The organism is Mesorhizobium sp. B2-6-1, assembly GCF_006440475.1.
GTDB lineage: Bacteria > Pseudomonadota > Alphaproteobacteria > Rhizobiales > Rhizobiaceae > Mesorhizobium.
Genome location: NZ_VFUH01000001.1, coordinates 567,973 through 589,431, shown reverse-complemented (window position 1 = coordinate 589,431; position 21,459 = coordinate 567,973). Strand labels below are relative to the sequence as shown.

The following is a 21,459-nucleotide window of genomic DNA, read 5'->3' as shown; positions in this document are numbered from 1 at the left end:
CCCAGGAGACTAACATGACAAACCGGAAAACTGTGTTGGCGGCGCTAGCCGCGCTGGCGCTTCTGGCGTCTCCGGCACTGGCCGGAGCCGGCGGCAACGGGCATAGCAATGGTGGTGGTCACAGCGGCGGCAATGGCAATGGCAATGGTGGCGCCCACGGCAACAGCGGCGCTGCGCACGGTAAGTCCTCGTCGGCCCGCGGGCAGGTAGCCAAGGCGACAAGGGACGCAACGACCACGGTCGATACGAAGACAAAGGTTTCGTCCCTGCCCAAGGAAAAGAACCTCCACGCCAAGCTCGGCCGGTTGAACTCGCTGCAGCGCAACGTCAACGCCTATATGAATTCCAAGAGCAGGAAATTCGCTGCGCTTCAGGCTTTCGTGACGCAGTCGGCAAAAGCCAAGGTCGCACAAACCCAGCTGGACGTCCTGAATTCACAGCTGGACGCGCTGACGTCGCTGACGCCGGACCAGATCGCCGCCATGACCCCCGAGGAGCAGGCGGCCCTGCCTGGACAGATATCGGCTCTGCAGGACCAGATCGACGCCCAGCAGGAAGTGGTCGACGCGGCGGCGGTCGGCACCGACCCGGCCGCACTCGACGCGGCGTTGACCGATATGGCCAACAAGCCCGTCGACGCCGAGGTCACCGCTTGGGCCCAAGGCGTCCTTGCCGGCAAGATCGACGAGACGGCCGCTGCCATGCAACCGACGCCGTAGCATCGCCAGCGACAACGGGGCAGCCGGCCTCACACGTGTTTGCGGCCAATCGCTTCGTGGCCGATGCGTTGTCCGATCACCTTAAGCTGCGGCGGCTGTCGGCATCTATACCGGTGGCCGCCAATGTCTTTCGGCTGCGGCAATCGCTGCGCGAACGTCTGAAAGCACTCGACCAGCTCGAAAGCCGGCAGTATTAGGTTACTGCCGATCTGCTTCGCGTCCATCTGCGGCTCTCGCAAACTGCGACCGCAAGCGGCCGGCCGCGGCGCTCCCGCGCCGTTCGGCATGATCAGCCGGCCGGAATGAAGAGGAAATAATTGACGCGTAAAGCCAGCCCGACCATCGCGCTGTTCCCCGAAGCAGGCTTCGGCGCGGCGCTGAATTGCGTCGGTATCGCGCGGGCCGTGCGGGGCCCCGCCTTCATCTTCCATGCCGGCCTTTCCGGCGTCTTTGCCGACAAGCTGCCGGCGCGCTTCATCGTCAATGTCGGCGGCCTGCGCGACGCTTACCGAGCGGTGCCCGACAATATCTATCTCGGCGCCTGGTTTCCGCAGTCCTCGGCGGTGGCGAAGTTGGATTTGTTCATCCACCACGGCGGCAACACCGGCTTTTGCGAGGCGCTGCGCTTCTGTGTGGCGTCGCTGATCATGCCCTATTGCCGGGACGGCCACGACAATGCACCTCGCGCCGAAGAGACCGGCACCGGCGATCATATTGGCCGGGACGGCTGGACCGAAGGAGGATTGGAGAGAGCCATTCCCGGCCTGCTGGCCGACGACGCCATGCGCGCCCGCCTCAAGGGAAATGCAGCCAGATGGCGCTGACACCCAGAACGTGGCCGCGCAAGCCATACTCTCTCTGATACGGACTTGAACGAAATGCTTGAGAAGAACACGAATACCGCGCCCTTCAGCGATCCCAAGGCATGGTTGGCGCAGCACGGCATCAACGAGGTCGAATGCCTGGTGCCCGACATGAACGGCGTGCTGCGCGGCAAGGCGCTGCCGACGGCAAAATTCCTCGCGGCGCTGGAAGACCGCGCGCTTTATCTGCCGAGCAGCGCCTTCCTGGTCAGCATAGACGGGCGCTATTCCGGTTCCATCGACGAGGGTTTTGCGTATTCGGACCCCGACATGCGCATGGTGCCCGATGTCTCGACGCTTTGCCTGGCGCCGGGCGCCGGCGCTGGCAAGGCCTACGTCTTCGCCGACGCCTTCCACATGGACGGCCGGCCATGGATGGCCTCGCCGCGCCATGTTCTGCGCGCCGTGCTCGATCTCTACCGGCAGCGCGGCTGGCGGGCGGTAGTGGCGCCGGAGCTCGAATTCTACCTGACCGCGCCCAATCCCGATCCCGACAAGCCGCTGACCGCGCCGACCGGCGGCAATGGCCGCGCCGAGGCCGTGCAGCATCCCTATGACATGGCGGCGCTCGAGGAATATGAACCGGTGGTCCGGCGCGTCTATGACTATGCGGAGGCGGCCGGACTGCCGCTCGATACGCTGATTCATGAATCGGGACCGGGGCAGTTGGAGATCAACTTCCTGCATGGCGACGCGCTGCCGCTGGCCGACAAGGTGCTGCTGTTCAAACGGCTGACGCGCCAAGCCGCCCAGCAAGACGGCATGTATGCGACCTTCATGGCCAAGCCGATCGCCGCACAGGCCGGCAGCTCGATGCATCTGCACATGTCAGTCATCGACGAGGCCGGCAACACGTTGTTTGCCGGCAGCGATGATGCCGATACCGCGATGTTCGGTTATTTCATCGGCGGCCTGCAAAAATACATTCCCGAAATCATGCCGCTGTTCGCGCCCAACGTGAATTCGTTCCGACGCGTTAGACCAAACCACAGCGCGCCGGCCAACATCGAATGGTCGCATGACAACCGTTCCTGCGGCCTGCGCGTGCCGGCCGGCGGGCGCGCCGCGCGGCGGGTGGAGAACCGGCTGCCGGGTGCCGATTGCAATCCGTATCTGGCGATCGCCGGCTCGCTTCTGGCCGGCTATCTGGGCGTCGAACAGAAGCTGGCGCGCTCGGCGGAAGCATCCGGAAATGCCTACAAGATCAAGAGCACGCTGCCGAAAACGATGGAGGAGGCGCTGGATCGTTTCGAGGCCTGTGAACCGGTGCGCAAACTGCTCGGCGAGGACTTCTTCCAGACCTATCTGCGCGTGAAAAGCGTCGAGCTCGACCTGTTCCAGAGCGTGGTGACGAGCTGGGAACGCGACCACCTGCTCTTGAAGGTGTGATCATGGCATCTTCAACGGGTTTCAATTCCGGTCTCGACATCGGCAAGTCCTACTATGTCGCCACCGCCAATCCGGCGCCGGACCATCCGGCACTTATCGGCGATGTCGAGGCCGACCTGGTGGTCGTCGGCGGCGGCTGCACCGGTCTGTCGGCCGCTCTTCACGCCGCCGAACGCGGCTTGAAGGTGGTGCTGCTGGAAGGCGGCAAGATTGGCTGGGGCGCTTCGGGCCGCAATGGCGGCCAAATGATCCCCGGCCTGCGCAAGGGCGCCAAGGGCCTGGTCAAGCTTTATGGGCCTGAACGGGCAAAGGCGCTGTTCGATCTCGCCTTCGAGGCGCGCAGCCTGGTGCTCGACATTATCGAGCGCCATACGATCGACTGTGATCTCAGGCTGACCGGCCATCTGGTCGGCGCGGTCAACGGCTCCGATCTCAGGGATTTGGAGGAAGAGGCGAAATGCCTAGAGAGCGTGATGAAATTCCGCGACGTCGAGATCCTGTCGGCGGCGCAGGCCCGGGCCAAGGTCGACACGCCCTATCACGGCGCGATGTACGAGCCGCTCGGCGGCCACATGCATCCCTTGAATTACACGCTCGGGCTTGCCCGCGCTGCAAGCGCGGCCGGCGTCGTCATCCACGAGAATTCGGTGGCCGTGCGGCTTGAGCGCGAGCCTTCGATCCGGGTCTCGACGTCAAAAGGATCGGTGCGCGCAAAGCATGTCGTGCTGGCTGGCGACGCGCTGCTCAATGGGCTGGAGCCGCGCGTCAACAGCCGCATCATGCCGGTCGGCAACTACATCGTCGCCACCGAGCCGCTGGAGGGCTCCCGCAACGTCATTCCTGCCAATGTCGCGGTGTCCGACACGCGCTTCGTCGTCAACTATTACCGCATGTCGGCCGACGGTCGCCTGCTGTTCGGCGGCGGCGAGCGCTACACGCCGTCGCCGCCGGCCGATATTGCCGGTTTCGTGCGGCCGCACATGGAAGGCACCTTCCCGCAGCTCAAGGGCTGCCGGATCGACCATGCCTGGGGTGGGCTGGTGTCGGTGACGACGTCGCGACTGCCGCATGTCGGGCACTATGGCGAGGTCTATTACGCGCACGGCTATTCCGGCAAGGGCGTCATCCTGTCGACGCTGTCGGGCAAGCTGCTCGCCGAAGCCATCACCGGCGACGCCTCGCGGCTGGACCTGTTCTCGACGCTGACCCCGATGCCCTTCCCCGGAGGCACGGCGCTGCGCGGGCCGCTCTATGTGCTGGGAATGCTGTGGTATGCGATGAGGGATCGGATGAAGCATTGAGCTCGCGGCCAACCCGCTGATCGTGGCGCTGCATCCAAGCGTGATTCGCCAGCAGGGGCAGGAGAGCTGTGGCTGGGTGGTTAAGTTCGCGCAGGCGCTTGACGAAATGCCGGCGCCAAGCGAACCGAGCTACGACATTGCGCGACCTGCACGCGTCGCACCAAGGCGGCGCATGAGGGAAACGGGAGAGCTGACTGACATGGCCGAAGCCTATATCTGCGACTATATCCGCACGCCGATCGGCCGCTTTGGCGGCTCGCTGTCCTCGGTACGCGCCGACGACCTCGGCGCCATTCCGCTGAAGGCACTGATCGAGCGCAATGCCGGCGTCGACTGGCAGGCGGTCGACGACGTTGTCTACGGCTGCGCCAACCAGGCCGGCGAGGACAACCGCAACGTGGCGCGCATGGCGCTGCTGCTGGCCGGCCTGCCGAAGGAAATCCCCGGCTCGACCGTCAACCGCCTGTGCGGCTCGGGCATGGATGCGCTGACCATCGCCGCCCGTGCAATCAAGGCCGGCGAGGCCGAGCTGATGATCGCGGGCGGCGTCGAATCGATGAGCCGGGCGCCCTTCGTCATGCCCAAGGCCGAGACGGCGTTTTCACGCAATGCCGAGATCTACGACACCACGATCGGCTGGCGCTTCGTCAACCCGCTGATGAAGAGTCAGTATGGCGTCGATTCCATGCCGGAGACGGGCGAAAATGTCGCCGAGGATTTTTCGGTTTCCCGCGCGGACCAGGACGCTTTCGCGGTGCGCAGCCAGGACAAGGCCGTCGCCGCGCAGTCCAATGGCCGGCTGGCCAAGGAAATAACCGCGGTGACCATTCCGCAGCGCAAGAGCGATCCGGTTGTCGTCTCGAAGGACGAGCACCCCCGCGCTGGCACCACGATAGAGGCCTTGGCCAAGCTGCCGACGCCGTTCCGGCAAGGCGGCACGGTGACCGCCGGCAATGCCTCGGGCGTCAATGACGGGGCGGCGGCGCTGATCGTCGCTTCGGAAGCGGCGGCCAGGAAATACGGCCTGACGCCGATCGCCCGCATCCTCGGCGGGGCCGCCGTCGGCGTCGCGCCGCGCATCATGGGCATCGGCCCGGCGCCGGCGACGCAAAAACTGTGCGCGCGGCTTGGCCTGACGCCAAAACAGTTCGATGTCATCGAGCTCAACGAAGCCTTCGCCTCGCAAGGCATCGCAGTGCTGCGCCAGCTCGGCATCGCGGTGGATGCGCCGCACGTCAACCCGAATGGCGGCGCCATAGCGCTCGGCCACCCCTTGGGCATGTCGGGCGCGCGCATCTCCGGCACGGCGGCGCTGGAGCTGCGCGAACGCGGCGGCCGCTATGCGCTGGCGACCATGTGCATCGGCGTCGGCCAAGGCATCGCTATCGCGCTCGAACGGGTCTGAACAACCGCTCTCCCGGCTAGTCCAGGAGAGTGGATATGATCGATCTGCCAAATTTGACCATGTGGACAAAAGTCCGGACCCGTTCCATAGTTCCTCGTCTGATTTTTAGAACGGCCGGCTCGACACGGCTGTCGAACAGAGGGGACTGCAATGGAAAACCGGAAGAACAAATCTCATTCAACGCGCGAAGGCCTTTCGCGGCGCGACGTGCTTGAGCTGGGCGCGCTTGGCCTGGCCGCGGCGATGCTGCCGGGCGCCGCCTTCGCCAAGGACAAGAAGCTGAAAGTAGCGGCGATCTTCGCCACGCCCATCGAGGAGCCGTGGGACAATCAGATCCATGTCGCTTTGCAGAAGGCCGAGAAGGAACTCGGCATCGAGTATAAATGGTCGGAGAAGGTGCAGACCGCCGACTTCAGCCGCGTCATGCGCGAATATGCACAGGGCGGCTATGAACTGGTGCTGGGCGATGCCTTCGCCGCCGAGCGTGAATCGCGCCGTACCGCCAAGCAGTTCCCGAAGACTGCTTTTCTGTTCGGCTCCGGCGCCGGGCCGGCGGAGCCCAATTTCGGCGTCTTCGACAATTGGATCCACGAGCCCGCCTATCTCTCCGGCATGATCGCCGGCAAGATGTCGAAGTCGGGCACGGTCGGCGCCGTCGCGGCGATGGGCATTCCGGAAGTGAACCGGCTGGTCAACGCCTTCTTCGCCGGCGCCAAGGAGGTCAATCCGAACATCAAGAAGAAGGTCGCCTTCATCGGTTCCTTCTTTGATCCTCCCAAGGCCAAGGAGGCGGCCGTGGCTCAGATCGACGCCGGCGTCGACGTCATCTATGCCGAGCGCTTCGGTGTCATCGAAGCGGCGGTGGAGAAAAAGATCTACGCCATCTCCAATATGTCCGACCAGTCGAGCCTTGGCCCCGACACCGTCATTACCGGCCCGGTCTGGGATATGTATCCCACCGTCGAACAAGCCATAAAACTGGTCAAGGCCGGCGTCTTCACGGCGCAGGACTATGGCGATTTCTCGCGCATGGCCAAGGGCGGTTCTCACCTGGCGCCCTACCATAAGTTTGACAAGACGCTGCCGGCCGAGGTCAAGGACATGGTCGAGAAGAAGAAGGCCGAAATCCTTGAAGGCAATTTCCGCGTCGACGTGGACGAGAACACACCGGTTTCGGATTGAGTTCCTTACCCTCCCCCTAGTGGGGAGGGTCGATCCGCGAAGCGGAGCGGGGTGGGGTCTTCGGCGCCGCACCCCCCGTCTTACGATCTTCGCTTCGCTGCGATCGCAAACCGACCCTCCCCACAAGGGGGAGGGTGAAGTAGAGCCATCTCCGCAGGAGCGCCCTTGCCCGCCCCGCTCATCGAAATGCACGGCATCACCAAGAGTTTCGGCGCCGTCAAGGCGAACGAAGCCGTCGACCTCAGCGTGGCGCCCGGCGAGATCCTCGGCTTGCTGGGCGAGAACGGTGCCGGCAAGACGACGCTGATGAACGTGCTGTTCGGCGCCTATGCGCCCGACGCCGGCGAGATCCTCATCCAGGGCCGGAAGGTGCGGATCACCAGTTCGGCCGATGCACTGGCCGCGGGCATCGGCATGGTGCACCAGCATTTTCACCTGGCGCCACGGCTTACGGTGCTGGAAAACCTGCTTATCGGCATACCAGGCAAGTCCGGGCGGATCGACCGGTCCGGCGGACTGGCGCGGTTGGCCGAAATCAGCCGCCAGCACGGGCTGACACTCGATCCCAGCCTGCCGGTCTCGGCGCTGTCTGTCGGAGAGCAGCAACGTCTCGAGATCGTCAAGGCGCTGTTTCGCGGCGCAAAACTGCTGATTCTCGACGAGCCGACCGCGGTGCTGGCGCCGAGCGAAGTCGACGGTCTGTTTTCGGCCTTGCGGTCGATGGCGGCGCAGGGTCTGGGCATCATCTTCATCTCGCACAAGCTCAACGAGGTGCGCGCGCTCACCCATCGCTGCACGGTGCTGCGGCATGGCCGCGTCGCCGGCCGCGTCGACGATCCGGCCAACACCACGTCGGCGGAAATGGCGCGACTGATGTGCGGCCACGAGATCGTGCCGCCGGCCAAGGGGCCGTCGACACCGGGGGCAGCGGTGCTCACTCTCGACGGCATTTCCACCTCGAGCCATTCGGGCACGGCGCTGCGCGATGTGTCGCTTTCCGTGCGCGCCGGCGAGATCCTCGGCATTGCCGGTGTCTCCGGCAATGGCCAGCGGGCACTGGCGGAGGTGATCTCGGGCGTACGCGCCCCCGATGCCGGTCGGATGACGATTGCGGGACAGAAAGTGTCTCGCTTCTCGCCGCGCGAGGTGCAGGCGCTGGGCCTTGGCCGCATCCCGGAAGACCGCATGACGACGGGACTGGTCACCAATTTGCCGCTCGCCGATTCCATGGTGCTGCCGCGCATCGGCACCGCCGCTTTCAGCAGCAAGGGCCTGCTCAAGCCGGATGCAATCCGCGCCTTCGCCGAGGCGCAGATCAAGGCCTATGATATCAGATGCCCCGGGCCGATGACGCGCGCCGGCGCCCTGTCCGGCGGCAATCTGCAGAAGGCGCTTTTGGCGCGCGAGCTCGCCTTCGATCCGAAGGTGCTTATCGTCTCGCAGCCGACGCGCGGCCTCGACATCGGAGCCGCCCGCTTCATCCATGAAAAATTCCTCCACATGCGCGCCAAGGGCTGCGGCATCATCGTCATCGGCGAGGATCTGGAAGAGTTGCTCGTGCTCTGCGACCGCATCGCGGTGATGTATGAGGGCCGCATCGCCGGCACGCTTCCCAGCGCCGAGGCGACGATCGCGCGGCTGGGGCTGCTGATGACCGGGGCGGAGGGCCATAGCTGATGTTCCGCCTCGAAGTCCGCAGCTCGACGCCAGCCTGGTTCAACCTCGCATTGCCGCTGCTGGCGATCGGTGCCGCGCTGGTGCTGTGCAGCGGCCTGATCGCGCTGGCCGGCGCCGGCGTGCTCGAATCCTACGGCGTTATGTTCACGGCTTCGCTCGGCGACAGCTATGCGATCACCGAAACGCTGGTGCGCGCCGCGCCCATGATCTTCACCGGGCTGGCGGTGGCTGTCGCCTTCCGCGCCAAATTCTGGAACATCGGCGCCGAAGGGCAACTGCTTGCCGGCGCGGTGGCGAGCTGCTTCGTCGGCGCGATCCCGATGCCGGGACCGCTCGCCATGCTTTTGATGGCAGTGGCAGGCGCCGCGGCCGGTGCAGCCGTCGCGCTCGTGCCGGCAACGCTGCGGGTGAAATTCAAGGTCGACGACGTCGTCAGTTCGCTGCTGCTCAATTCGGTCATCTATTACGCGCTGATGGCGCTGATCGAAGGGCCATGGAAGGATAGTTTCAGCGGCTATCCGATCTCGCCTCCGATTGAGGATTCGGCCAATTTTCCGGTGCTGATCGAGGGCACGCGGCTGCATCTCGGCGTCATCGCGGCGCTTATCGCGGCACCGCTGATCTGGTTCCTGATCGTGCGCACCACGCTCGGCTTCCGGATCCGGGTCACCGGCGAAAATCCGGAAGCGGCCAGATATGGCGGCATCAATGTCCAGCGGGTGCTGCTCTCGACGGCGTTGCTGTCCGGTGCGCTAGCCGGGCTCGCCGGCGTCGGCGAGGTTGGCGGCGTGCATTTTCAGGTGATGAGCGACATCTCGCCGGGCTACGGTTATTCCGGCATCGTCGTTGCAATGCTGGCGCGGCTCAACCCGCTCGGCGTGGTGCCGGCGGCAATCTTCCTGGCTGCCGTGATGACCGGCGCCGAGGCGATGTCGCGCGCGACCGGCGTGCCGGCCTTCCTCAGCGATGTCATCCAGGGCACGGCACTGCTTGCCATGCTGGTGGCGCTGCTGTTCACCGCCTATCGCATCCGCCGCGTCGGAGCCGCCCAATGAGCGCGGTGTTCGAACAGATCTTCCAGGTCGGCTTCTTGGCCGCCATCATCCGCATCGCCACGCCCTTGGCTTTCGCCACGCTTGGCGAAATGTTCTCCGAGCGCGCCGGCGTGCTCAATCTCGGCATCGAAGGCATCATGCTGTTGTCGGCAATGGCCGGCTTCACCGCCGCCAGCCTCAGCGGTAACCTATGGCTGGGCGTCCTGGCGGCGGTGCTGACCGGCATGCTGATGGGGGCGCTGCATGCGCTGTTCACGGTGGCGCTGGGCTTAAGCCAGCATGTCTGCGGCATCGGCGTGACGCTGCTTGCGTCGGGTCTGGCCTATTTCCTCTACCGGCTGATCTTCGGCCAGCAATCGGTGCCGCCGAGCATCAAGGGTTTTCAGACGCTGCCGATCCCGGTCCTCTCCGAGATTCCCGTGCTTGGGCCGGCGGTGTTCAACCAGTTCGCGCTGGTCTACATGGCGATCCTGGCCATCCCGATCGCCGCCTTCGTGCTCTACCGCACGCCATGGGGGCTGTCGGTGCGCATGGTCGGCGAAAACCCGCGCGCCGCCGACTCCGCCGGCGTCAGCGTCATTGTCGCCCGCTTCCAGGCGGTCATTCTCGGCGGGGCGCTGATGGGGCTGGCCGGCGCCTTTCTGTCGATGGCGCAGTTCAACGCCTTCACCTTCGGCGTCGTCTCGGGGCGCGGCTGGGTGGCGATCGCCCTGATCGTGTTCGGCCGCTGGGACCCGTGGCGCTCGGCGGGCGCCGCGCTGCTATTCGCCTTTGTCGATGCCTTGCAGTTGCGCATGCAGGCGAGTGGTCTCGGGCATATTCCCTACGAGGCGTTCCTGATGCTGCCTTTCATCTTCACCATCGTCGCCATGGCGGTGATGTCGCGCAACGCGGTGGCGCCGTCGGCGCTGCTGAAGCCGTTTCGACGGGAAGAACGATAGACGAGTAGGGCTTGGGACGAAGACCCTGGACCTTTGGGACACCTCACATCGCGGTAAAACCATTGTCGACGAAGAGATGGGCCCCGTTGACGAAGCTCGACTCGTCGCTGGCGAGGTACAGCGCCGCCTTTGCCACCTCTTCCGGTTCGCCGATCCGCCCCTGCTGCGCAGCCAGCGCCGCGTCGGAGACATCGACGCCGAGCTTGCCCAGATCGGCGACCTCGCGCAGCCCATGCGGTGTGCGGATGAAGCCGGGGCAGACGGCGTTGCAGCGGATGTTGCGGTCGCGGAATTCCACGGCGATGGCGCGCGCGAACATGTGACAGGCGCCCTTGGTGGTGTCATAGAGCACTTCGTTCGGCGTCGCCGCCACCGCCGAGATCGACGAGGTGCAGACGATCGAGCCGCCGCCGGCCGCGATCATGCCGGGCAGCACGGCGCGGGTCATCAGGAACATCGAGCGCACGTTGACGGCATGCAGCCAGTCCCATTCCTGCACGCTGGTCTCCAGGAACGGCTTTATCACGATGGTGCCGGCATGATTGAACAGGACGGTAACCGCGCCGAACTTCTCGGCCGCGCCCTTCATGGCCGCCTCGACCTGCGCCTCGTCGGAAACGTCGGCGACAAAATGCTCCGCGATTTGGCCGCGCGCCCGGATCGCCGCGGCGGTGGCTGCCGCCGCTTCGCCATTGCGGTCGATGATCGCCACCTTTGCCCCTTCCGCCGCGAACAGTTCCGAGGCCGCCCCGCCCATTCCCGTCGCACCGCCCGAAACGATGGCGACCTTGCCGGCCAGTCTTGCTCCCATTTCCTTGCTCCTCCCAAATGTCCTTTGGACGATCTCGCATTGTCGCTCTGCCGCGATGCTATCCTGCCCGCGCGGGGCAGCCAATGCACGAATGGATCGGCAAGTGAAGCGCCGTCGAGCGCCGGAAGTGAAACCGACGCTGCCATGTCCGTCGATCACGCCGATGCCGCTCTGCAGCAACTCAGCGCCAGTTCTCACGGCCCTGTTAGAAAAAAATTCTGCGCATGGCCGAAAAATAGCAATCGACAAAGTCTACAACTTTTATAGATTAACCGGCGAGACGGAGGTCGACATGTCCTATATGCAGAACACCGAGACCCGCAGCAGCGGCCAGAGGCTGGCCAATGCCCAGAGCTTCCGCCCGGCCTATGCCGGTGCTTTCGCCTATGTCGTCTTTGCCCTTGCGTTCGTGTTCACCGGGGCTGTTGTTCTGGGCCTCATTCCCTGAGCCGTGGTCCGGCCAGGCTGACGACCCACCGCCTTCAGGCAATCGGAGTTGAATGAACCGGATCCCGGTGCGCTTTCGCGTGCGCCATTGATTCGTATTTGACCGCATCCGTGATTCCAGAGATGGAGGAGATGGCAATGCCGATCGAATTCACGCATGTGCCCGGCAAGACCTATCCTGCCGATAGCGCAGTTTCCTTTTTCTACGACTTTGCCGAGACGGCGACCAGGCTGGCGCTGATCGAGGATGGCGGTTTCCGCAACCTCGTCGTCGACGATCCGGCCGGCCTGCTGACCAATATGGATCTTGCCGCCCAGGTGCTGGACCGCAGCTCGTCGCTGGAAGTGGTCCTCACCCATTGGGCCGGCGTGGTCGAACCGACCGTGGCGGCGCGGCAGCTTGCCTCGATCGACGCCCGCAGCGGCGGCCGCCTGGCGCTCAGGATGATCAGCGAGCCGTTAAGCGACGACGATGCCGAAGCGCGTCCGGTCGGACACGGTGTCCTCTGGCAGCGCATCGACGAATATCTGGTTCTGTTGAAGCGGCTATGGTCGAACGAGCGGCCTTTCGACCACGAAGGCGCGTTCTACAGCATCAAGGGCGGCTATGTTCCGCGCAAGGGGCCTCATGGTGCCGACCTCGTCATCCGCATGGGCGGGCAGTCCGGCACGGCACTGAAAGTGGCCGGCCGGCATGCCGACGTCTTCGAACTGGCGCCCGGTTCGATCGACGATGTCAGGCAGTTGATGGAGCGTGTGCGCGGCGCCGCCGCCGAACATGGCCGGGCCGCCAGACTACGCTTCGCCCTTCCGGTCCGCATCCACCGGGGAATTTCCTCGGCAGGGCACAAGGCGGTCGATGTCTCCGGTCCGCCGGCCCAGGCCGCCCTGTCGCTGCTTGCTTACGCGGCTCTCGGCATCGATGAATTCATGATCGTCGGTGTCGACACGCCGCGCGAGATCGCGACAGTCGGCCGCGAGACGATCGCGCTGCTGCGCAATTCGCTGGCGCGGCGTGAAAGCGGCGAGTTCCAGCATGGGGCTTTCGCGCAGCGCACGGGACTGGAAACACGGGCAACGGGCTGAACTGCGAAAACGAAATTTTTATTTCGGAGTGATCGGTCCCATCACTTGTCGCCCACGGACGAGGTGCTGTCCGTTCGAGTCGATGATCTGCGCGCCTTGCTGCTTTGCGCTACGCTATCAATCCTGATCCTTTAGCGCCTTGCTACCCAGCCGTGACAGGCCTTCAATGACTGCACCAGAATCCGCCAGCACGCCGAAGACGCCGTCTTCGACCGTCACCATGTGAAGGGCCGCCTCATGTGCCCGTCCGTCGCCGCTGGCGCAGGCGTCGGAGATCGTCAGGCACTGGAAGTTGCGGTCGCAGGCTTCGCGCAGCGTCGTGTGCACGCAGACATCCGTCGTGCATCCGCAAAACAGAAGATGCGTGATGCCTCGCGCGCGCAGCACGAGCTCGAAATCCGTATAGGTGAAGGCGCCGTTGCAGGTCTTGTCGACGATGATGTCCTGCGGCGCGACGTCGATCTCCGGAGCGATCTGAAAACCCGGACCCGAACGAAGCAGGATCTCGGTGCCGTCGAGGCCGGCCCGCCTGCGGCGCCATTTCTCGTAAGGCGTCATGTCGGCCATGTCGGCCCGGTAGCCCTGCCTTGTATGGACGATGCTGACGCCCGCCTCGCGGGCAGCGGCGATCAGCCGGCTCACCGCGGGCAGGATCGCTCTCAACGGCGACGGATCATATCCCTTCCTGGCGAAGTAACCCGTCGTCGACAGGAAATCCTGCTGCAGGTCGATCACGACCAGCGCGGTGTTCTCGGCCACCAGCCTGCCGTCATAGGGAAAGTCGAAGGGTGTCGCCTTGATCATGCGCGGTTTCCTGTTTCAGCGAAGACCTTAGAGCGGTTCATCGCTTCACGGAAACGCTTCCTTGCCTGAAATTCGAAGCGGCATCAGGCGTCACGATGTTTGTTGATGCAAAAACCCAACTTCATTGTTGACTAGTAAAGTCATGTTTCATAGTCAACCGGGCACGGTTGCCGAAAACCGGATTGATGACATGCCCGCAGCCGTACTGGAGACGGACCTTGACCGGAACTGACACCCAGACTGCTTTCCACATCGACGCGGTGCGCTTTGCCGTGGGCGAGCGGACGCTGCTCGGTCCGGTTTCGCTCGAATTGCAGTGCGCGCGCGTCTACGGGCTGATCGGCCACAACGGGTCCGGCAAGTCGACGCTGGTCAAGCTTTTGGCGCGCCAGCAGCCGGCAAGCTCTGGCGCCATCACCTTCGCCAGGCGGCCTTTGGCCCAGTGGGGTGCGCGCGAACTGGCGCGGGCGCTTGCCTATCTGCCGCAGACGACGCCGGCGGCGACCGGCTTGACCGTGCGCGAGCTGGCGGCGCTCGGACGTTATCCGTGGCATGGCGCGCTCGGCCGCTTCGGCCAGGACGACAGACGGCATGTCGAGGAAGCGCTGGCCCTGACCGACATGGCCGGCTTTGCCGACCGGCTGGTCGACGAGCTGTCGGGCGGCGAGCGCCAGCGCGCCTGGCTCGCCATGCTGGTGGCGCAGGATGCCGGCGTCATGCTGCTCGATGAGCCTATCTCGGCGCTCGACATCGCCCATCAGGTCGAGGTGCTTGGGTTGGTCAGGGATCTCAGCCGCAAGCGCGACCTTTGCGTCGTCGTGGTGCTGCACGATCCCAACATGGCGGCGCGCTATTGCGACGAGCTGATTGCCCTGAAGGACGGCAGGCTGCTGACGCGCGGCACGCCCGGCGAAATCATGCAAGGCGATGTGCTCAAGGGCATTTTCGGGGTCGAGATGGGCGTGTTCGCGCACCCCGTCACAGGCCAGCCCGTCGGCTACGTCCAGTGACGCTTCAGCGCCACGGCGGGGGAGGCTGGCGGCTGTGAGAACAAGGAAGAAGACGATGTCGAGAACCGGTTTGGTCGCAGCGCTGTTTGCATCCGCCATGCTGGCGGCCGCCAGCGCGCCGGCGCAGGAGCAGCCGGCAAGCGGCACGCCCGCCACCATTACGGCGCCAGCACCATCGCCGGCCGCGCCCGCCGCTCCCGTGGGAGCCCTAGCGCCTGCACAGCCGCAAGCCGGGGCCGGTACCGCGGCCGAGCCCTCGCCGGCGCTGAGCTTGCCGCACGATTTGTCGCCATGGGGCATGTTCATGGCTGCCGACATCATCGTCAAGGCGGTGATGATCGGGCTGGCCTTCGCCTCGCTCGTCACCTGGACGATATGGCTGGCCAAGTCGCTGGAAGTGCTTGCCGGCAAGCTTGGCGCTCGTCGCGCCGCGCGGGCCATCGGCAATGCCGCGACGCTGAAGCAGGCGAGCCGCGCGCTCGACCGCAACGGCGGCACCGGCGCCCTGCTGGTGCGGGCGGCGGAGGAAGAAGCGGCACTTTCGGCCGGCGCGCTCGACCATGCCGGCGGCGACGGGCTGAAGGAACGGGTCGCCTCGCGCCTGACACGCATCGAGGCGGCGGCGGCGCGACGCATGTCGCGCGGCACCGGCCTGCTGGCGACGATCGGCTCGACCGCGCCTTTCGTCGGTCTGTTCGGCACGGTATGGGGCATCATGAACGCCTTCATCGGCATTTCGCAGGCGCAGACCACCAATCTGGCGGTGGTGGCGCCGGGCATTGCCGAAGCCCTTCTCGCCACCGCAATGGGGCTCGTCGCCGCGATACCGGCCGTCGTCATCTACAACGTCTTTGCGCGCTCGATAGCCGGCTACCGGCAGATCCTCGCCGACGCCTCGGCTGGCGTCGAGCGGCTGGTCAGCCGCGACCTCGATTTCCGCACGGTGGCGCCGGCAACGGCGCTGGCGGCGCAGTAGCGGGGCAAGACCATGGGCAGCCGCATCCGTCAGGCCATGGACGACGATCTCGAGGAAAGCCACGAGATCAATGTCACGCCCTTCATCGACGTCATCCTGGTGCTGCTGATCATCTTCATGGTCGCAGCGCCCTTGGCGACGGTGGATGTCAATGTCGACCTGCCGGGCTCGACCGCGACGCCGGCGCCGCGGCCGGAGACGCCGCTGTTCCTGACGTTGAAGGATGACCTCTCGCTAGCGATCGGCAACGACACCGTGCCGCGCCAGGTTTTCGCCGCCACGCTTGACGGCAGGACCAAAGGCGACAAGCAGGCGCGCATCTTCCTTCGCGCCGACAAGGCGGTTGCCTATGGCGACCTTATGGAGGCGATGAACCTGCTGCGCGGCGCCGGCTACCTGAAGATCGCCCTGGTCGGCCTGGAGGCTGCGCCCGCCGGCGGTGCTCCCGCAGCGGATCCAGGCGGAGCCGCTGGTCCATGACCGGGCAAGCGGCCGCCTCGCCCACGGTGGAGCTGTCGCGCCTCGGCTGGCGCGACCTCGGCCTGTGGGCGGTTGCGGCCGCGCTGGTGCTTGGGGCGCATGTTGCGGTCGCCTATGCGGTACAGAGCTTCACTCCGGTCGACCCGGCGGATGGCGGGCCGCCGCCGGCGCTGGCCATCGAGATGGCGCCGATGGTCGCGACGCCGGCCGTGCCCGAACAAGCCGCGATGTTGGACGCCGCTGTGCCCGACCAGGCCGAGCCGGTCGAGGACACCGAAAAGGCCGCCGAAGCCGAGCCCGAGAAAATGGCCGAGCAAGCGGAGCCCGTTGCCGAGCCGGATGCAACGCCGCCTGACACGACCGAACCGACTGAAACGACGCGGGCTGAGCCGGCCGACCAACCCCCGCTTGAAGAGATCGTCCCTGACATGGTCGAGACGGTCGCGCCTGACGTCGTCGTGCCGCTGCCGCAGCCGAAGCCGGTCGAGACGCCCAGGGAAAAGAAACCCGTCCAGGCCAAGGTGAAAAAGCCGGTCGAGAAGCCCAAGCCGAAAAAGGATAAGGCGCCGCCGAAGACGATAACCGCCGCGAGCGCGGAAGCAAAGCCCGCCCCCAGGACAGCGGCGCCGAAATCGACGTCCGGGGCGTCCGGCATCAGCCCGGCCAAGTGGGAATCGCGGCTGCTGTCATGGGTCAAGCGGCATACGCGCTATCCGAGCGCCGCGAAATCGCGACGCTCGCAAGGCAATGCGAACGTCACCTTCACGGTGGACGCCTCAGGCCGGGTGACGTCGGCGCGCGTCGTCCGCTCCTCGGGCGATCCCGACCTCGACCGCGCCGCGCTCGCCGTGCTGCAGGGCGCCACCGTGCCGCCGCCGCCGCCGGAGCTGGGTTCGCGCGTCAGCCGCACGGCGCCATTCGTATTCAGCCTTCGGAATTGACGCATGCCGCCCAAGACTGAACCCGGTTCGGGAGAAACGACGTCCACGGATCAAAGCAAGGTCGAACGGTCGGCCTACCGATAGCTCATCGACAGACACAGGGCCTCGACCTGCTCGAGGTAGAAGCGGCATCTCATGCGCAGGATCCTGAGGTTCGGATCGCCGGCGCCGTTGATCTCGATGGTCTGCATCATGAAGTCGAAATGGGCATGGAAGGCATCCACCGCGCCCCAGAGACTGTCGGCGTGCCAGGTGTCGGCTATCGCCGTGGAAACCAGTTGGCGCGCTTGAAGGCGCGCCGCATCCGGCGATGCCGGCCGGCTGGCGATCAGGGCATGGAGGCGGCTGAAGACACTTTCACCGGCATCGGCGCTTTTGATGGCTGCGATCATGTTCATTTGTGGGTTCCCCTCAGGTCGTCGTGCATAAAGGCCGGTTCGGCGGGCTGCGGGCGATCATTGCAGCGATCGCGGCGACATCGGCCGGCCGGCCTTGGGTGATGTTGCCTCTGCGCCCGCGTGTTCCAACCAAACCAATAGGCCATCTCGATGCGGTCAAGCCGACGGCGGCCTTCCTCAAGGACGGCAGCAGGCCTTGCCGCGCACGTCCCGGGGCACGCCATTGCGCACCGAGATGATGGCCGGATCTGGCTATGCTCTCCTCGGCTGGACGCGATTGTCTTTCGCCTGCGTCCTGGGGTGCATCGAATTGCCGCTGAGCTGCGGATGCCTCGCCGGCCGGGCGCCGCGAAGGACGTCGAAAGCCTCGGCATAAGCCATGCCCAGCAGATAGGACATCATGGGGAAACGGCTTGCTTCGGCCATCTGCACCAGCTCATTGGCCATCGACGCGATATATTGGAGACTATCGATCTCGGACTGGCGTAGGGATTGGTTGGCCACGTGCTGCTCCTGTGATGTGGTGGAATTCAGGGGACCCCCTCACCGGGCACTCTGAACATAATCAATCGGCTAATTGATTGACCGCGCTGCCAGGCGCGGATTGGTTTCCGGGATAGACAGGGTCAAGGCGTAGATGGGCGCGTCGGTGAGCCGGTCGAGGCCGAGCAAGCGCTTGATCGCCGAGTGGCTGAGCGCCGCGGTCGGGCAGGCCGACAGGCCGTGCCTGGTCGCTGCAAGCATCATGTTCTGGCCGATATGGCCAGCTTCGATCAGCACGACACGATAGGCGTTGGCGTCCTCATACTTCCACATGGTGCGGTCGAGCCTTGCGCAGAGCAGGACCAGGCAGGGCATGGGGTCGGCCCATTCCTGTCCGCCGACCAGCTCGGAGATTTTCGGCAGGTGGTTCGCCGAAATCCTTTCAAGATCGTGTCCGGCAGCCGAGTAGTGATAGACGCCGGGCTCCAGCCCTTCCACCGCCGGCGCGACCACATAGGCTTCGTAGGGGTTTCTCGCGCCGCCGGAAGGGGTCATGCCCAGCGGCAGGGCGCCAACGCAGTTGCTGGTCTCGCCGGTGATACCCATGCCCGCGAACAGGCAGTCGGAAAGCTGTTTCGCGGTGACGGTGGGCGCCGCCGCTGTTCGGTTCGTGCGACGCTGGGCCATCAGGGCAAGGAGTTCATTGTCGTCCAGCGCGTCCGGCAGCCGGATGGCCGCCGCGGAATTCCTGAGCACGAGGTCGGGCTGCACGGTGTGACCGGCGCGTTCGATCTGCCGCGCCTCCGCCTGTTCGATGGTCATGAACTCGCTGTCCTGGACGCAGAAATGCATCAGCGCGGTCGGAATGCCCCAGTTCCATTGTCCCGAGAATTGGCTCTCCTGTTCGGCCAGTTGCGACCCGGCGGTCACCAGTGCGGAAAAATCGAGCAATTGGGGGATGACGGCATCCAGCTCTGATCGCGACCATCCGTGGTCCCGCGCGATCTCCGCGGCGGATGCCCATTTGTCCCAGGATGCGAGAAGACCGATCACCTCGGAACTGCATTCGAAGACGCTTCTGGTCAGGAAATTGCACGCCGTGACCTTGTTGGCGCCGGGGTAGAAGACAAGCGTTTTTGCGGAGCGCATTTTCATGATGCCGAAAGCCGAATGCAGAAATGTCCATTGCGAAGGCGAGGCGCCGACGAACAACCGTCGCCGGCGCCTCGGGCAGCTCAGCGCTTGTTGTAGTGCATGCCCTGCGAAAAGAAGACGGTCTGGGTGCCTGCGGCAATCGTCAGCTTCGGAGCAGTGTTCACTTTCTTCGCCATTTTCATCCCTTCCTGACCCCAATGGGATCTCTTGAAAAGATCCCCAAAACGGGATCCACGGGCGGAAGGTAAGATCGAAAGAGTTAATGGTTTGTTAAAATGGTAGTAAAACTGCATTAATCTAAATTATCTTTCTTAGCCATAAAGTACAAAAAATCGATTTTACTCACATACGGAGTAGATGACTGCCGGCATACGCTATTTCCGGATGGAGTTATTCTTATTTAGCGTAAAAAGGGAAGATTCTGACGCGATCAGTCCAGCCCGTCCCGAGCGAGGCTGACCACGAGGTGGTCGAGGCTCGGGTCGTCGAGCTTGACGACGTGCGCCATGCGGATCGCCTGCCGCGGGCCGATGGATACGTCCTGCCGCATGATGACCGACACGAAGGCCGGCCCGGCTTCCGTCAGAAGCATGGCCTTGCCAATCAGTACCGGTTCCGAGATGGGAGCCCACTGCACCGAGATCAGCGATGGTTCACCGGTCTGGCGGCGATTGACGCCGCTGAAGTAGATCCAGTTCAGGCGCGAGATCGCCACGCCGTAATGATTGCCGCGCGCCCGCGCCCATGTCGTTCCCCGGCGCTCCGACCATCCGGTAACCCTTCGGAACGTCACCAGCTCGGCGTCGCGCCGCACGAAGGTCACCGACCGCATCAACAGGTCGGGGCGGGCCGGGATCGAAAAATAGGTGAAGTAGGTGCCGCCCGCGATCGACGGGGCGGGCGGCCGGATCATTTGGTTGAACAGGCTTTCGGAAATCGGTGGCAGGCCACGAACCGCAGGCTTCGGCGCGCCCGGTTCCCGGTACAATTCGGCTTCGTCGATGCGGAAATAGTCGCAGATCAGCTTGGCTGTCGCCTTGTTCGGAACGGTCTGTCCCTGAAGGTAGCGTTCGAACTGCGTGCGATTGATGCCCAGTTCCCGGCATACCGCGCTTACCGAGGCATGCTCCTTACAGAGCCGTCTGAGATTTGCAGCGAGATACTCGCGAATTGACACGTTTTGCTTCCGCGGGCGGGTTCTTCATATCGACTTCCAAATCCGTATAGCGCCGTCAGCCGCCCCCACCGAAACGCCTTGCTACAACACACAGAAAAAACTGATTTGGTAATGTCACTCTAATGGGGTGGATTCCAAAAAAAATAGCGCGATTCCATAGCGATCACCGCCATAAGTCCAATTGACAGGCGTTTGCCCCGGAAGGCTCTCGCAATCCTTCATGATGGACGGAAAAGGGCGCCAGTGTCGTGGCATTTCGCACCGTAGCCACCGACGTGGGTTCGGCTGTTGCAATGCAGCGAAGAGAAGAAAACGACTATCCCGCTGGTGGAGCTGAGGGGGATCGAACCCCTGACCTCGTCATTGCGAACGACGCGCTCTCCCAGCTGAGCTACAGCCCCGTCCAGCGGATGGCGCATTTATCGGGCACGGCAGTTTTCTGTCAAGGCGACGTTTTGCCGAAATCCTGGCGGCCGAAGCCTGCCCTTGCCGGTTTCGCGCGCAATGGCTACATGTCGGCAACAATTGGAGACCGGCATGCTCGCCCTCATTCAAACAATCGTCATGGCGCTCGACCTCTATTGGTGGGTCATCATCATCTCGGCGATCTTTTCCTGGCTCTATGCCTTCAACGTCGTCAACTCGCGCAACCAGTTTGTCGGCAGCATCGGCAATATGCTCTACCGGCTGACCGAACCGGCGCTCAGGCCGATCCGACGTTTCATGCCGGACCTTGGCGGTATCGACATCTCGCCGATCATCCTGCTGCTGATCCTGTTCTTCCTCAGGCAGTTCCTGCTCACCACCGTGGCACCGCTGGTGCTGTGAACCCGATGCTCGCATGAGTGCCCCGTTCCGCATCCGCGAGAACGGCATCGAATTGTTCGTCCGGCTGACACCGAAGTCTTCCATGGACAGGTTCGAAAGCATAGAGACATCGGCTGATGGGCGAAGCCATTTGAAGGCACGGGTCCGCGCCGTGCCCGAAAACGGCGCCGCCAATCGAGCGCTGGAGAAGCTGGCCGCCAAGACGCTTGGAGTGCCGGCCTCGGCCGTTTCGGTTGTCGTCGGCGGCACGGCACGGCTCAAGACGCTGCGCGTGACGGGTGAACCCCAGGTGCTGATGCAGCGCATCGAGGCGCTCAGTGCTTCGGCCTGA

General features: G+C 64.4%; 23 protein-coding genes, 1 tRNA gene and 1 pseudogene. 17 read left to right on the top strand and 8 right to left on the bottom strand.

Translation table 11 applies throughout. The features are described from left to right. Positions 1–14 precede the first annotated feature (14 nt). Complete coding sequence (locus FJ443_RS03060) at positions 15–719, top strand: hypothetical protein (RefSeq protein WP_140513975.1); 705 nt, start codon at positions 15–17, stop codon at positions 717–719. Positions 720–748: 29 nt separating this feature from the next. On the opposite strand, the gene FJ443_RS31055 is transcribed toward FJ443_RS03060, so the two are convergent. Then, positions 749–943, bottom strand: coding sequence for a hypothetical protein (locus FJ443_RS31055; protein WP_181167274.1), 195 nt, complete (start codon positions 941–943; stop codon positions 749–751). 222 nt (positions 944–1,165) lie between these two features. Here FJ443_RS31055 and FJ443_RS03050 point away from each other — a divergent pair. The 8 genes and pseudogenes from FJ443_RS03050 to FJ443_RS03015 form a co-directional block, all read left to right on the top strand. Continuing rightward, positions 1,166–1,543, top strand: a pseudogene (locus tag FJ443_RS03050) (nucleotide disphospho-sugar-binding domain-containing protein); the annotation flags it as partial. 54 nt (positions 1,544–1,597) lie between these two features. Continuing rightward, positions 1,598–2,971, top strand: a complete 1,374-nt coding sequence (locus tag FJ443_RS03045) for a glutamine synthetase family protein (RefSeq protein WP_140514411.1) — start codon at positions 1,598–1,600, stop codon at positions 2,969–2,971. A 2-nt stretch (positions 2,972–2,973) separates the two neighbouring features. Next, positions 2,974–4,272: an FAD-binding oxidoreductase gene (locus FJ443_RS03040; RefSeq protein ID WP_181172203.1), complete on the top strand. Its 1,299-nt coding sequence runs from the start codon at positions 2,974–2,976 to the stop codon at positions 4,270–4,272. Positions 4,273–4,471: 199 nt separating this feature from the next. Continuing rightward, entirely contained in the window at positions 4,472–5,677 is a 1,206-nt protein-coding gene (gene pcaF, locus FJ443_RS03035; protein ID WP_140662713.1) for a 3-oxoadipyl-CoA thiolase, read from the top strand. A gap of 150 nt (positions 5,678–5,827) precedes the next feature. Continuing rightward, positions 5,828–6,859: a BMP family protein gene (locus FJ443_RS03030; RefSeq protein WP_140513977.1), complete on the top strand. Its 1,032-nt coding sequence runs from the start codon at positions 5,828–5,830 to the stop codon at positions 6,857–6,859. Between the two features lie 165 nt (positions 6,860–7,024). Beyond that, positions 7,025–8,536, top strand: coding sequence for an ABC transporter ATP-binding protein (locus FJ443_RS03025; protein WP_140662710.1), 1,512 nt, complete (start codon positions 7,025–7,027; stop codon positions 8,534–8,536). Beyond that, positions 8,536–9,591, top strand: a complete 1,056-nt coding sequence (locus FJ443_RS03020; protein WP_140662708.1) for an ABC transporter permease — start codon at positions 8,536–8,538, stop codon at positions 9,589–9,591. The genes FJ443_RS03025 and FJ443_RS03020 overlap by 1 nt, the downstream gene beginning before the upstream one ends. After that, complete coding sequence (locus tag FJ443_RS03015; protein WP_140662706.1) at positions 9,588–10,532, top strand: ABC transporter permease; 945 nt, start codon at positions 9,588–9,590, stop codon at positions 10,530–10,532. Before FJ443_RS03020 ends, FJ443_RS03015 begins: the two co-directional genes overlap by 4 nt. 43 nt (positions 10,533–10,575) lie before the next feature. Here the strand turns inward: FJ443_RS03015 and FJ443_RS03010 are convergent, their stop codons facing one another. Further along, entirely contained in the window at positions 10,576–11,343 is a 768-nt protein-coding gene (locus tag FJ443_RS03010) for an SDR family oxidoreductase (protein WP_140662704.1), read from the bottom strand. Between the two features lie 292 nt (positions 11,344–11,635). Between FJ443_RS03010 and FJ443_RS03005 the strand changes: the two genes are divergently transcribed. Beyond that, complete coding sequence (locus tag FJ443_RS03005; protein ID WP_140492547.1) at positions 11,636–11,791, top strand: hypothetical protein; 156 nt, start codon at positions 11,636–11,638, stop codon at positions 11,789–11,791. Positions 11,792–11,928: 137 nt separating this feature from the next. Next, positions 11,929–12,876 (top strand): LLM class flavin-dependent oxidoreductase, encoded by a 948-nt coding sequence (locus FJ443_RS03000; RefSeq protein WP_140554811.1) that lies wholly within the window; start codon positions 11,929–11,931, stop codon positions 12,874–12,876. 117 nt (positions 12,877–12,993) lie between these two features. Here the strand turns inward: FJ443_RS03000 and FJ443_RS02995 are convergent, their stop codons facing one another. After that, positions 12,994–13,680, bottom strand: a complete 687-nt coding sequence (locus tag FJ443_RS02995; protein ID WP_140625393.1) for an isochorismatase family cysteine hydrolase — start codon at positions 13,678–13,680, stop codon at positions 12,994–12,996. Positions 13,681–13,898: 218 nt separating this feature from the next. Here FJ443_RS02995 and FJ443_RS02990 point away from each other — a divergent pair, with 218 nt between their 5' ends. The 4 genes from FJ443_RS02990 to FJ443_RS02975 are packed head-to-tail and all read left to right on the top strand — an operon-like array spanning position 13,899 to position 17,087. Continuing rightward, positions 13,899–14,690 (top strand): ATP-binding cassette domain-containing protein, encoded by a 792-nt coding sequence (locus tag FJ443_RS02990; RefSeq protein WP_224618128.1) that lies wholly within the window; start codon positions 13,899–13,901, stop codon positions 14,688–14,690. 55 nt (positions 14,691–14,745) lie between these two features. Further along, on the top strand, positions 14,746–15,666 hold the full coding sequence (exbB, locus tag FJ443_RS02985; RefSeq protein ID WP_140580192.1) for a tonB-system energizer ExbB: 921 nt from the start codon (positions 14,746–14,748) through the stop codon (positions 15,664–15,666). A gap of 12 nt (positions 15,667–15,678) precedes the next feature. After that, a complete protein-coding gene (exbD, locus tag FJ443_RS02980; RefSeq protein ID WP_140662700.1) occupies positions 15,679–16,146 on the top strand; it encodes a TonB system transport protein ExbD in 468 nt (155 codons plus the stop codon). Next, positions 16,143–17,087: an energy transducer TonB gene (locus FJ443_RS02975; RefSeq protein ID WP_140662698.1), complete on the top strand. Its 945-nt coding sequence runs from the start codon at positions 16,143–16,145 to the stop codon at positions 17,085–17,087. The genes exbD and FJ443_RS02975 overlap by 4 nt, the downstream gene beginning before the upstream one ends. Positions 17,088–17,161: 74 nt before the next feature. On the opposite strand, the gene FJ443_RS02970 is transcribed toward FJ443_RS02975, so the two are convergent. From FJ443_RS02970 to FJ443_RS02945, 5 genes are all read right to left on the bottom strand, one after another. Then, entirely contained in the window at positions 17,162–17,485 is a 324-nt protein-coding gene (locus FJ443_RS02970) for a hypothetical protein (protein ID WP_140492528.1), read from the bottom strand. A 252-nt stretch (positions 17,486–17,737) separates the two neighbouring features. Beyond that, the gene (locus FJ443_RS02965) at positions 17,738–17,989 is read right to left on the bottom strand and encodes a hypothetical protein (protein WP_140513987.1); all 252 of its coding nucleotides are present in this window, start codon (positions 17,987–17,989) and stop codon (positions 17,738–17,740) included. Positions 17,990–18,058: 69 nt separating this feature from the next. Then, positions 18,059–19,117 carry a SagB/ThcOx family dehydrogenase gene (locus tag FJ443_RS02960; RefSeq protein ID WP_246676514.1) on the bottom strand — a complete coding sequence of 353 codons (1,059 nt, stop codon included), beginning with the start codon at positions 19,115–19,117 and terminating at the stop codon, positions 18,059–18,061. A gap of 436 nt (positions 19,118–19,553) precedes the next feature. Beyond that, on the bottom strand, positions 19,554–20,300 hold the full coding sequence (locus FJ443_RS02950; RefSeq protein WP_140492521.1) for a helix-turn-helix transcriptional regulator: 747 nt from the start codon (positions 20,298–20,300) through the stop codon (positions 19,554–19,556). A gap of 325 nt (positions 20,301–20,625) precedes the next feature. Beyond that, positions 20,626–20,701: transfer RNA gene (locus tag FJ443_RS02945), tRNA-Ala, on the bottom strand. A 136-nt stretch (positions 20,702–20,837) separates the two neighbouring features. On the opposite strand from FJ443_RS02945, the gene FJ443_RS02940 reads away from it, so the two are divergent. Both FJ443_RS02940 and FJ443_RS02935 read left to right on the top strand, forming a co-directional pair. Further along, on the top strand, positions 20,838–21,128 hold the full coding sequence (locus tag FJ443_RS02940) for a YggT family protein (RefSeq protein ID WP_140492518.1): 291 nt from the start codon (positions 20,838–20,840) through the stop codon (positions 21,126–21,128). 13 nt (positions 21,129–21,141) lie between these two features. Beyond that, a complete protein-coding gene (locus tag FJ443_RS02935; protein WP_140492515.1) occupies positions 21,142–21,459 on the top strand; it encodes a DUF167 family protein in 318 nt (105 codons plus the stop codon).

Excerpts from the sequence above, each read along its gene's own strand:
- FJ443_RS03060 (WP_140513975.1), top strand. The coding sequence starts at position 15 with ATGACAAACCGGAAAACTGTGTTGGCGGCGCTAGCCGCGCTGGCGCTT.
- FJ443_RS31055 (WP_181167274.1), bottom strand. The coding sequence starts at position 943 with ATGGACGCGAAGCAGATCGGCAGTAACCTAATACTGCCGGCTTTCGAG.
- FJ443_RS03045 (WP_140514411.1), top strand. The coding sequence starts at position 1,598 with ATGCTTGAGAAGAACACGAATACCGCGCCCTTCAGCGATCCCAAGGCA.
- FJ443_RS03040 (WP_181172203.1), top strand. The coding sequence starts at position 2,974 with ATGGCATCTTCAACGGGTTTCAATTCCGGTCTCGACATCGGCAAGTCC.
- pcaF (WP_140662713.1), top strand. The coding sequence starts at position 4,472 with ATGGCCGAAGCCTATATCTGCGACTATATCCGCACGCCGATCGGCCGC.
- FJ443_RS03030 (WP_140513977.1), top strand. The coding sequence starts at position 5,828 with ATGGAAAACCGGAAGAACAAATCTCATTCAACGCGCGAAGGCCTTTCG.
- FJ443_RS03020 (WP_140662708.1), top strand. The coding sequence starts at position 8,536 with ATGTTCCGCCTCGAAGTCCGCAGCTCGACGCCAGCCTGGTTCAACCTC.
- FJ443_RS03015 (WP_140662706.1), top strand. The coding sequence starts at position 9,588 with ATGAGCGCGGTGTTCGAACAGATCTTCCAGGTCGGCTTCTTGGCCGCC.
- FJ443_RS03010 (WP_140662704.1), bottom strand. The coding sequence starts at position 11,343 with ATGGGAGCAAGACTGGCCGGCAAGGTCGCCATCGTTTCGGGCGGTGCG.
- FJ443_RS03005 (WP_140492547.1), top strand. The coding sequence starts at position 11,636 with ATGTCCTATATGCAGAACACCGAGACCCGCAGCAGCGGCCAGAGGCTG.
- FJ443_RS03000 (WP_140554811.1), top strand. The coding sequence starts at position 11,929 with ATGCCGATCGAATTCACGCATGTGCCCGGCAAGACCTATCCTGCCGAT.
- FJ443_RS02995 (WP_140625393.1), bottom strand. The coding sequence starts at position 13,680 with ATGATCAAGGCGACACCCTTCGACTTTCCCTATGACGGCAGGCTGGTG.
- exbB (WP_140580192.1), top strand. The coding sequence starts at position 14,746 with ATGTCGAGAACCGGTTTGGTCGCAGCGCTGTTTGCATCCGCCATGCTG.
- exbD (WP_140662700.1), top strand. The coding sequence starts at position 15,679 with ATGGGCAGCCGCATCCGTCAGGCCATGGACGACGATCTCGAGGAAAGC.
- FJ443_RS02975 (WP_140662698.1), top strand. The coding sequence starts at position 16,143 with ATGACCGGGCAAGCGGCCGCCTCGCCCACGGTGGAGCTGTCGCGCCTC.
- FJ443_RS02970 (WP_140492528.1), bottom strand. The coding sequence starts at position 17,485 with ATGAACATGATCGCAGCCATCAAAAGCGCCGATGCCGGTGAAAGTGTC.
- FJ443_RS02960 (WP_246676514.1), bottom strand. The coding sequence starts at position 19,117 with ATGCGCTCCGCAAAAACGCTTGTCTTCTACCCCGGCGCCAACAAGGTC.
- FJ443_RS02940 (WP_140492518.1), top strand. The coding sequence starts at position 20,838 with ATGCTCGCCCTCATTCAAACAATCGTCATGGCGCTCGACCTCTATTGG.
- FJ443_RS02935 (WP_140492515.1), top strand. The coding sequence starts at position 21,142 with ATGAGTGCCCCGTTCCGCATCCGCGAGAACGGCATCGAATTGTTCGTC.